Origin of the sequence: Sphingomonas sp. (genome assembly GCF_051962185.1) — a bacterium.
Taxonomy (GTDB): domain Bacteria; phylum Pseudomonadota; class Alphaproteobacteria; order Sphingomonadales; family Sphingomonadaceae; genus Sphingomonas.
This window is the reverse complement of record NZ_JBQCCN010000091.1, coordinates 1-12,114: the sequence shown is the minus strand read 5'-3', so window position 1 is coordinate 12,114 and position 12,114 is coordinate 1. Positions and strand designations below refer to the sequence as shown.

13 protein-coding genes and 1 pseudogene are annotated in these 12,114 nt (G+C 66.4%); 2 read left to right on the top strand and 12 right to left on the bottom strand.

From position 1 onward, the window contains the following. A pseudogene (locus ACTHJR_RS05510) lies at positions 1-136 on the top strand (IS110 family transposase); the annotation flags it as partial. A gap of 50 nt (positions 137-186) precedes the next feature. Here the strand turns inward: ACTHJR_RS05510 and lptG are convergent. The 7 genes from lptG to proB all read right to left on the bottom strand — a co-directional run bounded on the left by lptG (position 187) and on the right by proB (position 8,234). Continuing rightward, positions 187-1,287 (bottom strand): LPS export ABC transporter permease LptG, encoded by a 1,101-nt coding sequence (gene lptG, locus ACTHJR_RS05505; protein WP_440522121.1) that lies wholly within the window; start codon positions 1,285-1,287, stop codon positions 187-189. Further along, positions 1,284-2,513, bottom strand: coding sequence for an LPS export ABC transporter permease LptF (lptF, locus tag ACTHJR_RS05500; protein ID WP_440522120.1), 1,230 nt, complete (start codon positions 2,511-2,513; stop codon positions 1,284-1,286). The genes lptG and lptF overlap by 4 nt, the downstream gene beginning before the upstream one ends. 99 nt (positions 2,514-2,612) lie before the next feature. Next, complete coding sequence (locus ACTHJR_RS05495; RefSeq protein ID WP_440522119.1) at positions 2,613-4,562, bottom strand: ATP-binding protein; 1,950 nt, start codon at positions 4,560-4,562, stop codon at positions 2,613-2,615. A gap of 49 nt (positions 4,563-4,611) precedes the next feature. After that, positions 4,612-5,886, bottom strand: a complete 1,275-nt coding sequence (gene spt / locus ACTHJR_RS05490; RefSeq protein ID WP_440522118.1) for a serine palmitoyltransferase — start codon at positions 5,884-5,886, stop codon at positions 4,612-4,614. Positions 5,887-5,909: 23 nt separating this feature from the next. Then, the gene (locus tag ACTHJR_RS05485) at positions 5,910-6,155 is read right to left on the bottom strand and encodes an acyl carrier protein (protein WP_440522117.1); all 246 of its coding nucleotides are present in this window, start codon (positions 6,153-6,155) and stop codon (positions 5,910-5,912) included. Positions 6,156-6,213: 58 nt separating this feature from the next. Further along, positions 6,214-7,119: an SDR family oxidoreductase gene (locus ACTHJR_RS05480; protein WP_440522116.1), complete on the bottom strand. Its 906-nt coding sequence runs from the start codon at positions 7,117-7,119 to the stop codon at positions 6,214-6,216. Beyond that, positions 7,116-8,234, bottom strand: a complete 1,119-nt coding sequence (gene proB / locus ACTHJR_RS05475; RefSeq protein WP_440522115.1) for a glutamate 5-kinase — start codon at positions 8,232-8,234, stop codon at positions 7,116-7,118. Before proB ends, ACTHJR_RS05480 begins: the two co-directional genes overlap by 4 nt. 218 nt (positions 8,235-8,452) lie before the next feature. Between proB and ACTHJR_RS05470 the strand changes: the two genes are divergently transcribed. Beyond that, a complete protein-coding gene (locus ACTHJR_RS05470; RefSeq protein WP_440522114.1) occupies positions 8,453-8,737 on the top strand; it encodes a PspC domain-containing protein in 285 nt (94 codons plus the stop codon). 91 nt (positions 8,738-8,828) lie between these two features. On the opposite strand, the gene ACTHJR_RS05465 is transcribed toward ACTHJR_RS05470, so the two are convergent. The 5 genes from ACTHJR_RS05465 to ACTHJR_RS05445 all read right to left on the bottom strand — a co-directional run. Continuing rightward, a complete protein-coding gene (locus ACTHJR_RS05465; protein WP_440522113.1) occupies positions 8,829-9,437 on the bottom strand; it encodes a YoaK family protein in 609 nt (202 codons plus the stop codon). Positions 9,438-9,471: 34 nt separating this feature from the next. Beyond that, positions 9,472-10,518: a GTPase ObgE gene (gene obgE, locus ACTHJR_RS05460; RefSeq protein WP_440522112.1), complete on the bottom strand. Its 1,047-nt coding sequence runs from the start codon at positions 10,516-10,518 to the stop codon at positions 9,472-9,474. Between the two features lie 112 nt (positions 10,519-10,630). Then, on the bottom strand, positions 10,631-10,804 hold the full coding sequence (locus ACTHJR_RS05455) for a hypothetical protein (protein ID WP_440522111.1): 174 nt from the start codon (positions 10,802-10,804) through the stop codon (positions 10,631-10,633). Between the two features lie 85 nt (positions 10,805-10,889). Beyond that, positions 10,890-11,486: a TetR/AcrR family transcriptional regulator gene (locus ACTHJR_RS05450; protein WP_440522110.1), complete on the bottom strand. Its 597-nt coding sequence runs from the start codon at positions 11,484-11,486 to the stop codon at positions 10,890-10,892. Positions 11,487-11,561: 75 nt separating this feature from the next. Beyond that, a partial coding sequence (locus ACTHJR_RS05445; protein WP_440522109.1) for a GNAT family N-acetyltransferase occupies positions 11,562-12,114 on the bottom strand: 553 nt, incomplete at its 5' end.

Sequence of the window (12,114 nt, the reverse complement as noted above, 5' to 3'; positions counted from 1 at the left end):
ACACAACCCAACCCTACGCCACTTCTACCAACGCCTCAAAAGCAACGGCAAAAAACCCATCGTCGCCCTCATCGCCGTCATGCGCAAAATTATCGTCATCGCAAACGCTCGCATCCGCGATGCTCAACTGAGTTGATGACGTGACCGGGAAGTTGCGGGTTGCGCCCGGGCGCTCCAGACTCGCTTTTATTCCTCGGTCCGGATCAGCACCGCTTCGCCGATCATCAGGAACAGCACGAACGGCGCCCAGGCCGCGAGCAGCGGCGGGTAGGCACCGAGATTGCCCATCGCCAGCGCGAAATTGTCGACCACGAAATAGGTGAAGCCGAGCGCCATGCCGATCACCGCGCGGATGAACAATTTGCCCGAGCGCGCGATGCCGAACGCCGCGACAGCGCCGAGCAACGGCATCAGGATCGACGACAGCGGTCCCGACAATTTGTGCCAGAGGTCGCCCTCGAGCGCCTTGGTCGGCCGTCCGGCGGCCTTGAGGTCGCTGATCGCCGACCACAATTGGCTGAACGACATGCCGTCGGCATCGACCGACGCCAGCGTGAACTGGTCCGGGCGGACGCCTTCGCCAACGACTACCGAGCCAAGATTGGTCGCGACGCCGCTGGCGACGTCGAATTTCTGCGCCGGCCAGATGCGCCATGCCTTGCCTTCGCGACGGCCGTGCGGGGCGGCGATGGTCGCCTGCAACTCGCCGGCCTTGTCACGATCGTAGAAGGTCACGTCGGTGAGCGTGGCCGCATCGCCGCGGCCCTTGACCAGTTTGACGTTGATCAGGTCGTCGCCCGAGCGTGTCCAGACGTTGACGCGGTCGCCGGTATCGATCGGGATCGGCGCATATTCGAGCTTTTGCCAATGGTTGAGCGTCGCCGTCGCGCGACTGACGATGCGGTCGTTGAACGCGAAGCTCAGCGCCGCGACGCCGATCGCGGCGATGATCATCGGCGCCAGCACCTGATGCGCCGACAGGCCGGAAGCCTTCATCGCGATGACTTCCGAATTCTGGTTGAGCGTCGAATAGGTGATGATCGCGCCCAGCAGCACCGAATAGGGCAAGAAGCGCGCGACGATCTCGGGCACGCGCAGGCTGATGTAATGCCATACTTCGGCCTGGCCGTTGCCGGGATGGGCCAGGATGCGGCCGGATTCGCTCAGCGCATCGAGGAATTGCAGCACGATGACGAGCGCCGCCAGCACCGCGAAGGTGCGGATCAGGAAGCTCTTCGCCATGTAGATCGACACCGTCCGCGACGGGAAGAACTGCATAGAGATCATGCCGGCTGGGCCTCCGGCTCGTCATCGTCGTTGCGGCGCAGGTTGCGGCGGAACGGCAGCCAGCGCACCACCACCTTGCTGATCTTGCCGAACACGCGGTCGAGCGCGCCGATCGGCTGACCGCCCGGGACATAGGCGATCGTGTAGAACATCCATAGCACCAGGGCGGCGAACAGCGAGAACGGCACCCACAAGGCGATGAACGGGTCGATCCTGCCCAGGCTGCCGATCGACTGGCCATATTCGTTGATCTTGAAATAGGTCACGATCATCACGATCGACAGGAACACGCCGAGCGCCGACGTCGACCTCTTGGGTGGCACGCCGAGCGCCAGCGCGAGCATCGGCAGCAGGAACATCGACGCCACTTCGGTGACGCGGAAATGGAATTGCGCGCGGCTCGAATCGCGCAGCGGCTCTGGCGCCGTCTTGTCGTGGCCGATGCGCGCGAGCTCGGGCAAGGTGAATTCCAGATTGCGACCGCCGCGCGCGCGGAACGGGCTCGTTTCGGGCAAGCGGATCGGGAAATTCCACAGGTTGAAGCGTAGCACGCGCGGTACCGCCACCCCCGGCTCATGCCTGACCAACGTACCGTTGGTCAGCTGAAAGATGATTTCGTCGGGATTGGGCGCGGCGTAGAAGCGGCCACGCTCGGCGGTCGCGGCCAGCGATCCTCCCTTGTCGTCGTTCCGCTGGATGAAGATGCCGGTCAGTTCGCGCCCTTCGTCATGACTCTGCTCGATGCGTACGGTGGGTCCATTGTTCGGGAAGCTCGTGAACTCGCCGACCTTGATCGACGCGCCGAGGGCGCCGGTACGCAGCTCATAGCGCAGATTCTCATAGGCGTAGCGCGCCTTGGGCTGGACATAGCCGACGATACCCAGGTTCAGCACGGCAAGCACCACGGCGTAAATGTACGGCACGCGCAGCAGCCGCGCATAGCTCATGCCCACCGCGCGCAGGATATCGAGCTCGGACGAGGTCGCGAGGCGGCGGAACGCGAGCAGGCAACCGAGCATGAGCCCGATCGGGATGCCGAGCCCGAAATATTCGGGCAGCAGATTGGCCAGCATCTGCCAAACGACGCTGATCGGCCCGCCTTCGGTCGCGACGAAGTCGAACAGCCGCAGCATGCGGTCGAGGACGAGCAGCATCGCCGCGATCACCAGGGTGGAGAACAGCGGCAACGCGATCAGCCGGGCCATGTAGCGATCGATGGACTTCATGGCTGACGGGAAAACGATCCTTCTCGGCCGCGAGCGGCAGGGGAGATGATCGAACGGCTATAGGGCGGCATTCGGTCCGCGTCAGCCGGAAAAACGGTCCTATTCGGCGGCCAGTTGATCGGGCGGCGAGGGGTGGCCGAGCGTCACCGCGTCGGCGATGGCGCGTTCCAGGCCGGCAATGGTGAACGGCTTGCGCAACACCGGCCGCCCCTCGAAATCGGCCGCCGAGCCGTCCCCAGCGTAGCCGGTGACGAACAGCACGGCGAGGCCGGGATGCCGCTCGATCAATCCCGCGATCATCTCCGGCCCGGTCTGTCCGGGCATCAGCACGTCGGAGATCACGAGGTCGAACGGACCGAGATCGTCGAGCATGCGCGGCGCGTCGAGCGGGTCGGGGCAGGGGACCGCGCGATGGCCGAGTTCCTCGATCGCGCCGACTGTCGCCGTCAGCACGCGCGGATCGTCCTCGACGATCAACACGCCAAGGCCGCGGATCGACGGAGGCCTGGCTGCCGCCACGGTTTCGACCTTGGTCGCGGTGTCGTCGATGCCGACGTGGCGAGGAAGGTAGAGCGTCACGGTCGTGCCCTGACCTTCGACCGAGGCGATCGCGATCTCGCCGCCCGACTGACGGACGAACGCGAAGATTTGGCTGAGGCCGAGGCCAGTGCCCTTGCCGACCGGCTTGGTGGTGAAGAACGGCTCGAACACGCGCTCCATGATCTCCGGCGCCATCCCGCAACCGGTGTCGCTGACCGCGATCGCGATATGATCGCCGGCCAGGCAATGCCCGATCTCGCCGGCTTCCAGCGTGCGCGCGTCGGTTCGGATCGTCAGTCGCCCCCGCCCGTCCATCGCGTCGCGCGCGTTGACCGCGAGATTGAGAATCGTGTTCTCAAGCTCGTGGCGGTCGGCCCAGATGTGCCAGCACGAGCCGTCGTCGGCGGTCTGGACCGTGATCGCGTCGCCCAGCGTCCGATCGAGCAGGTCGGACATGCCGCCGATCGCCGCGATCGGCGTGATCGCTTCGGGATTGAGCGCTTCCTCCCGCGAGAAAGCGAGCAATCGGCGAGTCAGCGCGGCCGCGCGATGCGCGCCCTCGGTAGCATTGTCGAGGTGGCGATCGACGCCTTCCGGATCGGTCTTGAGCGTCCGTCGGGCGAGTTCCAGTCCGCCCAGAACGACGGCCAGCATATTGTTGAAATCGTGCGCGATGCCGCCCGTGAGCTGTCCGACCGCCTCCATCTTCTGAACTTGGCGTAGCTTGGCTTCCTGCGCGCGCAACGCCAGCGTGGCCTCGTTGACCGCATCCTCGAGCACCGCCGAACGTTCGCGTTCGACATCCGCCTCGGCGCGGGCGGCGGCGCGTTCCCGCATCACCCCGATCGTCAGCCAGCCGAGCACGATCGCGGCGATGACGATCAATACGCCGAACGCCGCCAGGATCATCGCGACGGGGTTGGAACGCTGGATCGACGCCGCGGCCGCGGCGACGCGCTGGTCGAGCAAGGTGTGCTCGGAATCGATGATCCCGTCGAGCAGATTGTCGATCTGTCGCAAGGTCGGCGATTTGCCGGCCGCGTAGAACCGCGAATAGGCCTGCTGGTCCTTTTTGTAGGACGTGCTGAGCGCGGTGATCGCCAGTTCCTGCCCGCGCCGATCGTAGACCGCGCGCAGCTGGTCGATCATGTGTTGCTGGCGGCTGTTGTCGCCGGTCAGCGCATCGAGGCGATCGATCTGGTTTCGCGCCGAATCCCATTCGTCATAATATTCGCGGCCGACCAGTTGGTCGCGGCTCATCACGTAGCGGCCCAGCGCCGCCTCGGCATGCGCGATCGTCCCCGACAGCGTCCGCGCCAGGATCATCACGTCATAGCTGTGGCTCTGCGCCTTCAGGGCGCGGTCGCGTTGCGCCGTGGTGTCGGACAGCACGACGATCAGCGCGACGACGATCGCCGTGCCAAGCACCGCCATAACCGACAAGGCAATGCCCCGCCAGATTGCGCGCGCCTGGTCGACGAGCCCCGGCTCCGCGTCGTTCCCGCTCATGCCGGCCTTGTACCCAATCGCCGGAATCGTGGAAACCCCGGGAGTTCCCTCAGCTTAGCGCGCCCGCCGCCCGTCCTGCCGCTTCGAACCGCTGCAACACCGCGTCGATCTGCTCGGCGCTATGCTCGGCGCAGAGCGAGCAACGCAGCAAATAGGTGCCGGCGGGAGTAGCGGGCGGACGCGCCATGTTCACATAGACCCCGCTGTCGAGCAGTGCCTGCCACATCATCACCGCCTGGACCTGGTCGTCGAGGATCACCGCGACGATCGCGCTATCGGGTTTCTCGGTGCCGAGCCTGAACCCCATGGCGGTCAGGCCGCCATGCAATTGTTTCGCGTTTTCCCACAGGTGCGCGCGCTTGTTGTGGGCATGCTGAAGCTTGCGGATCGACATCGCGGCGGTCGCGACGACCGACGGCGGCAGGCTGGCGGTGAAGATATAGGGGCGGCACGCCAAGCGGATCGCCTCGAACTTGGGGTGGTTCGACACGCAGAAGCCGCCGACCGTGCCGACCGACTTGGAGAAGGTGCCGACGATGAAGTCGACATCGCCTTCGCAGCCCTGCGCCTCGTACACGCCGCGGCCATTGGGGCCGTAAAAACCCATCGAATGGGCCTCGTCGGACAACACCATGGCGCCGTGCTTCTTGGCCACCGCGACCATTTCCTTGAGCGGCGCGACGTCGCCGAGCATCGAATAGACGCCTTCGAGCACGACCAATTTGCCGGGTTCCTTGGGCAAGCGGCCGAGGCGCTTGTCGAGATCCTCGATATCGTTGTGGCGGAAGCGGACGATCTCGGCATAACCCTGCTTGCAGCCGTCGTAGATCGAGGCATGGCTGTCGGCGTCGAGGATGACGTACTCGCCTTTGCCGGCGAGCGTCGAGATCATGCCGAGATTGGCCATATAGCCGGTCGAAAAGACGATCGCGCCCGTCGTGCCGTAGAAATCGCGCAGCGCCTGCTCGACTTCCATATGGTCGCGGAACGTACCGTTGAGCATGCGGCTGCCGTTGGTGCCCGAGCCGAACTGGTCGAGCGCGTCCTTGCCGGCCTGGATGACGTCGGGGTCGAACGTCATGCCCATATAATTATAGGTGCCGAGCAGGATGGTGTCCTTGCCCTTGATCACCGCTTCGGTCGGCGACTTCACCTGCTCCATCACGATCGCGAACGGATCGGTCACGCCACTGTCGAGCAAGGCCTGGCGCTCGGCGATCAGGCCGTCGAACTTCGACATCAAGTCGCGCCCGGGCTCATTGGCCGGCGCGCTCGGCGCGGGGTTCTCGGGCAGGGCTTCGGCGGTATCGATGGCGTCGGTCATGGCGTATTCCTCATCCATCGGGGTCAGGCGGCCTTGAGCTTCTGCACGGCGTCGACGAGTTGGCCGACGGTTTCGATCTCGGCCTGCATGTTCATCGTGATGATGATGTCGAACTCGTCCTCGATCGCCGCGACGAAATCCATCACCGTCAGCGAATCCCATTCCAGGTCGTGCTGGAACGTGGTCGCGTCGGACAGGGCGACGCCCTTCTTGTTGAACGGCTGGATCAGCCCGGTGACGGTCTCGAAGATTGCTGCGCGGTCGCTCATTGTCTTTCCTTGTCTGGCGAAGGCGATGCCCGCCAAATGCGGCGGGAATTGGCCGGGGTTATAGCAACCCTTGGGCGCGATACCATTGCGCGGTCGCGGCCAAAGCCGAATGGGTATCCTGTTCCGACGCCCAGACATCGGCCGGCGGAGGCGCGTGACTCACCCAATCGGGGTGGCAGAAATAGGCGACGCGGTCGGGAGTCAGCTTGGCGTTCTTGCCGCGGAACAGGCCGTCGAGCGCGGCGATCGTGCTCAGCACGGGGCGGGGCAGTGACAAGGGCAGGACCTTCTTTCCCATTGCCGCGCCGATCGCGCGGGCGAAATCGCGATGGTCCCAGCCATTGGGCGCGCCATCGTCGGGCTCGACGATCTGGCGGACCAGCGCATTGCTGGTCGGCAGCGCGAGCAGCAGGCGGACGAGTTCGCCGACGGCGATCGCCGACATGCGTCCACCGGCCGGCGGTAGCGGCATGACATGATACTTGGCGAGCTTGAACAGCTCGAGCATTTCCTGGTCGCGGGGGCCGAAAATCGCCGGCGGTCGGACGATCGTCCAGTCGAGGCCGCTCGCCATCAGCAGGCGGTCGGCCTCGGCCTTGGACCAGCCATAAGCAGACAGATCGGGCTCGCGCGCGGTCAGCGACGAAACCTGGACGAAACGCAGGACGCCGGCGGCTTCGGCCGCGGCGATCAACACGCGCGTTCCCTCGATATTGCCCGCCGCGAAGCCGGCGCGATCGGGCGCGTTGATCACGCCGGCGATATGCAGGATCGCGTCGGCGCCCTCGACCAGCGCGGCCATGCTGTTCGGGTTGCCGAGCGCGCCTTCGACCCAGGTCATACCGGCGCGCGCGGGTTGCGGGCGCCGGGTGAGGGCGCGCAACTCGTGCCCCTCGGCCAGGGCACGGTCGAGGAAATGGCTGCCGACGAATCCCGTACCGCCGGTGACCGCGATGACGGTCACGCCAGCACCATGTGACTGCGATGTACCAGCGCCGCGCGCGGCGCATAGCCCAGGATCGCGGCGGCCTCGTCGCTGCGCTTGCCGATGATCCTTGCCGCGTCGGCGGCGTCATATTCGGCGAGTCCGCTGGCGACCATGCCGTCTGGCCCGGCGATTGCGATCAAGTCCCCGCGCGCGAACGCCCCGTCGATCCGCGTCGCGCCGGCGGGCAGCAGGCTCTTGCCTTCGTTGAGTGCGGCGACCGCTCCGGCATCGACATGGACGGTCCCCCGCACCGTCAGCCGTCCGCCCAGCCATGCCTTACGCGCCGGCGCGGTGCGCTGCGCCGGGAACAAGGTGCCGTGGCCGGTCGTGACGTAGCGTGCGAAAGGATGGTCGATCCGCCCGGTGGCGATCGCCAGCGCGATGCCGGCGCGGGTCGCGATCTTGGCGGCCTGGATCTTGGAGATCATGCCCCCCGAGCCCATGCCCGATTTGGACCCGCCCGCCATCGCCTCGATCGCGCCGTCGATTCGCGCGACGCGATCGATCAGGGTGGCGCCCGGTTGCGACGGATCGCGATCGTACAGGCCGTCGATGTCGGACAGCAGCAACACGCCCTGCGCGCCCGCCGCCTGCGCGACGCGCGCGGCGAGCCGGTCGTTGTCGCCGAAGCGGATTTCCTCGGTCGCGACCGAATCGTTCTCGTTGATCACCGGCACCACGCCGAGCCCGAGCAATCGGCCCAGGGTCGCCGCGGCGTTGAGATAGCGCCGCCGGTCCTCGAGATCGTCGAGCGTGACCAGCATCTGGGCGGCGGTCAGTCCTTCGGCGGCGAGGCACTCGGCCCAGACCTGGCTCAGCGCGATCTGTCCCGTCGCGGCCGACGCTTGCGCGTCCTCCAGGCTGGCGCGCCCGCCTTTGGCAAGCTTGAGCCGCCGCGCCCCGAGTGCGATCGCGCCCGATGAGACGATCGCGACCTGTTGCCCGGCCCGCGCGGCCCCGGCGATGTCGGCTGCCAATGCCGCCAGCCAGTCGCGCCGCACGTCGCCCTCGGGCGTCACGAGCAGCGACGACCCGACCTTGACGATCAGCCGCGAGCAGGCGGCAGGGGAGAAGGGGCGCGCATTGCTCATCGCGCCCCGCTTAGCGAGCACGGTGCCGTCCGGCTACACCAGCGATGCGCCCGCCCAGTGGCAAAATGCGCCACTTCTTGGCGCCGACGGGCGGAAAGTTCGGCGAGTTGTCCCGCGTTTGACAGGTTGCGTTAATATATATCTATTTAAATCAGTATCTTAAATAAACTGGCACGCAACGTGCTGAAGGAGAGGCAACGCATTTCAGGAGCCTATCAATGTCCACCACCACCGCTCAATCCGCCGAACCCTGGCAGAATTTGTTCGGCGTTTGCGCCTGCCTGGGGGAGGATTTCGGCTTCAACCCGCTCTATCTGCGCTTGCTGTTCGGCATGACGCTGATCTTCGCGCCGATCGCCGTGATCTCGGCCTATTTCGGGCTCGGCGCGCTGGTGCTGGTCAGCCGCCTCGTCTTTCCGAAACAGCGTCGTGTCGCGGCGGTCGAGATCGAGACCACCCCGGTCGCCGAAATCGACGACATGCCGCTGCCCCTCGCGGCCTGAACATCCGGGAGCGCCCTGGGGCGCTCCCTCTTTACGTCCGGGGATTGGCACCGGACGAGCATCCGACCAGATCATCTTAACACGAAGTCCTTCAGGCGGGCCGCAGTCTTCGTACCGTCAGCGCGGCGGTGACGACCACGGCGGCGGCCAGCCACAGGGCATCAAGGCCAAGCGAAAGCGCGGCCCACGCCCCCATCGCGCCGCCGGCGATCAGCCCGGCCCACATTAGCGCGAGCGGAGCCCAGCCCCAGCGGTCGCCGCCGGTGATCGCCGTGGCGAGCGCCTGGCCCACGCGGACCAGCGTTCCGGTCATATAGGTCAAGGCGACGACCTGACCCTGGCCGGCAAAGGCGACATTCTCCGCGCCCATGGCGAGCGCGACGATCGGCAGCACCCAGGGCGTCGGCGCGATTCGATGAAGCGCCGCCGCGAGCGCCAGCGCCACGCCGACCAGCAAGAGGACGTTCCACGCCGCCCCCTCGCGACGACCGCGCACTAGCATCGCCAGCATCACCCCCAGGACGAAGCTGAGGATCAGACCGCTCGCCAGTAGCGCGGCATGGCGATCGGTCATGATGCCGATGCCCAGGCGGGTCGAATTGCCGCTCATGAACGATACGAAGAAGCCGCCCGAGGCGATGAACCCGACCGCGTCGACGAAACCGGCGAGCGCCGACAACAGGACGGCGACCACGCGCATCCTCGCATCAAGTCTGGTCAATTTGGGAAGCCCCTCACAGGGGTGACCATTGCACCTCGTCCTCGGCGCCGTCGTCGTCAACCGGCGAGTCGGTCGACGGAATCGCCTCGAGCAATTTGTCGAGCGCCCAATCGACGCCGACGCCGCTGACGCCGGAGATCGGGATGACTTCGGCGCCGCTCGCTTCCTCGAGTTCTTCCGACAGCACCTTGATCAATTCGTCGTCGAGCGTGTCGATCTTGTTGAGTGCGACCACGACCGGTTTGTCGATCAGCCCGCCGCCATAGGCTTCGAGTTCCTCGCGGACGATGCGGTAGCTCTCCGCGACATCGGCATCGTTGGCGTCGACCAGATGCAGCAGCACGCGGCAGCGTTCGATATGGCCAAGGAAACGGTCGCCGATCCCGGCGCCTTCGGCTGCGCCCTCGATCAAGCCCGGAATGTCGGCGAGGACGAACTCGCGGCCCTTGTGGCGGACCACGCCGAGCTGCGGGCGGGTGGTGGTGAAGGCATATTCGCCGACCTTGGCCTGGGCATTGGTCACCTGATTGATGAAGGTCGACTTGCCGGCATTGGGCAGGCCAACCAGCCCGGCATCGGCGAGCAGCTTGAGCCGCAACCACACCCAGGCTTCTTCCGACGGCCAGCCGGTGCCGTGCTGGCGCGGCGCGCGATTGGTCGAGGTCTTGTAGCTGGCATTGCCGCGCCCGCCGTCGCCGCCGCGCAGGAAGACGATGCGCTGGCCGACCGCGGTCAGGTCGGCGAGCAGCGAGCGCTCCTCGTCATCGGCCAGAATCTGCGTACCGACCGGCACCTTGATGACCAGATCGTCGCCGCCCGCGCCGGTGCGGTTCGACCCCGCGCCGCCGGTTCCGCGCGGCGCGCGGAAATGCTGGGTGTAGCGGAAGTCGATCAGCGTATTGAGGCCGGCGACCGCCTCGAACACGATGTCGCCGCCCTTGCCGCCGTCGCCGCCGTCGGGGCCGCCATATTCGATGAACTTCTCGCGCCGGAAACTGACCGCGCCGGGGCCGCCGGCGCCCGAACGGACGAAAATCTTGGCTTGATCGAGAAAATGCATGGCGCAGCCTTAGCGGCGTATTGGCGCGCTGCTAACCCCCGCAGATCATTCGGGCCATCGACCAGTGCTGCCGACATCGCTCCACGTGCGATGCGTCCGGTCGGTCGCGCGATCAGTTGCGTTCGGCCGGCAGCGTCTCCCAGTCCGACGCTCCGCGCGGTCTGATCATGTCGATGCCGCAGCGTTTGCATTGGGCGCGATAGGCGCCGTGTTCCTGCCAGATGCGCCGCGAGCGACGATGGCCGAAAATCCGGCAAAGCAAGGGAGGGGCATCGTTGGCGGGCATCGATGCACCCTAGACCCGGCAGCGGTCGGTTGAAATTGACCGGCGTCCCGCACGCTATTGTCCGTGTTCCAAATCGGCTAGTCGGTCAGCGATCCGGCTCGTTGCCGTGGAGCAGCGCCTGATAGGCGAGCTGGCGCGTGCGATCGCGCGGTAGACCCAGCGCACGGGCGAGGGGCGCGCCGAACAGCGCGTCGCCGAGCGCCATGATCACGAGTTGCAGCGTCTCGTCCTCGATCGGGCGATCCTGCTTCGAATGGCCTTCGGTCAACTCGTCGACCAAGTCGTGGATCGCCTGCAGAATCGGGTCGAGCGCGTCCTCGTTGCCCGACAGAATCATCCAGCTCGCCAAAGCGCCCGCGCCGCCGGTGTCGAATGCGTCGAACGCGAGGTCCACCACCTCGCGCGGATTTTGATCTCCGGCGCGCTGGCGGAATACGGTTTCTCGAATAGTGGTCGAGATGAACCCGGCCATCCGCTCGATCAGCGCTTTTTGCAGCCCAGCCGCCGAGCCGAAATGATGGAGCAGGTTGGCGTGCGTCCGCCCCACGCGCGCCGCCACCGCCTTCAGCGTCACCGCTTGCGGCCCGAGCTCCACCAGGAGATCGCGCGCGGCATCGAGCGCGGCGTCGCGCGATTCCTCCGGGCTCAGGCGCTTGCGGAGGGGAAGGGGAGTAACGGACATCAGCGACCTGTCGGCGCTTTGGGTAGCGAAATCAATCCGCCGCCGCCCGGCGCGGTTCCGGGCGACGGCGAAGGATCAGGCCGCCATCGGCATTCGACACACGGGCTCGTCGGCATCGAAATCGAGCGCCAGCGTCACGCTCTCGACGTCGCGGCCGAGAGCGAGGCAAGGGGTGGTGGTCCGCCCCGTGATGCGAAAGCCGAGCTTGCGCAGCACGTTGCCCGATGCGACATTGTCGACGAAATAGCGGGCGCGCAGGCTCTTCAGCCCCATCGCATATTGCGCGATGCCGAGTACGGCGCGGCCCGCCTCGGTCGCGTAGCCGCGGCCCCAGGCATCGGGCGTCAGCCAATAGCCGATCTCGTACCCGCCCAGATCCTCGGCCGGGTGGATACCGATCCCGCCGACCAGCCGCGGCGTCGCTTCCTCATGCGCGAGGATCGACAACGCGACATTGTCCTTGGCGCGGGGCGTCGCCAGCCATTCGGCGGCCTGCGCTTCCGAATAGGGCCAGGGGACGCGCGACAGCCTGGTCACGACGTCCTCATGGCCGATCGCCCGGGCGATGGCGGCGGCGTCCTCGGGCCAGCCGGGCCGCAATGTCAGTCTCTTGGTCCGCGCGAACATC

What these genes read in the sequence shown, in the direction of transcription:
- lptG (WP_440522121.1), bottom strand. Translation starts at nt 1,287, where the DNA reads ATGATCTCTATGCAGTTCTTCCCGTCGCGGACGGTGTCGATCTACATG.
- lptF (WP_440522120.1), bottom strand. Translation starts at nt 2,513, where the DNA reads ATGAAGTCCATCGATCGCTACATGGCCCGGCTGATCGCGTTGCCGCTG.
- ACTHJR_RS05495 (WP_440522119.1), bottom strand. Translation starts at nt 4,562, where the DNA reads ATGAGCGGGAACGACGCGGAGCCGGGGCTCGTCGACCAGGCGCGCGCA.
- spt (WP_440522118.1), bottom strand. Translation starts at nt 5,886, where the DNA reads ATGACCGACGCCATCGATACCGCCGAAGCCCTGCCCGAGAACCCCGCG.
- ACTHJR_RS05485 (WP_440522117.1), bottom strand. Translation starts at nt 6,155, where the DNA reads ATGAGCGACCGCGCAGCAATCTTCGAGACCGTCACCGGGCTGATCCAG.
- proB (WP_440522115.1), bottom strand. Translation starts at nt 8,234, where the DNA reads ATGAGCAATGCGCGCCCCTTCTCCCCTGCCGCCTGCTCGCGGCTGATC.
- ACTHJR_RS05470 (WP_440522114.1), top strand. Translation starts at nt 8,453, where the DNA reads ATGTCCACCACCACCGCTCAATCCGCCGAACCCTGGCAGAATTTGTTC.
- ACTHJR_RS05465 (WP_440522113.1), bottom strand. Translation starts at nt 9,437, where the DNA reads ATGCGCGTGGTCGCCGTCCTGTTGTCGGCGCTCGCCGGTTTCGTCGAC.
- obgE (WP_440522112.1), bottom strand. Translation starts at nt 10,518, where the DNA reads ATGCATTTTCTCGATCAAGCCAAGATTTTCGTCCGTTCGGGCGCCGGC.
- ACTHJR_RS05455 (WP_440522111.1), bottom strand. Translation starts at nt 10,804, where the DNA reads ATGCCCGCCAACGATGCCCCTCCCTTGCTTTGCCGGATTTTCGGCCAT.
- ACTHJR_RS05450 (WP_440522110.1), bottom strand. Translation starts at nt 11,486, where the DNA reads ATGTCCGTTACTCCCCTTCCCCTCCGCAAGCGCCTGAGCCCGGAGGAA.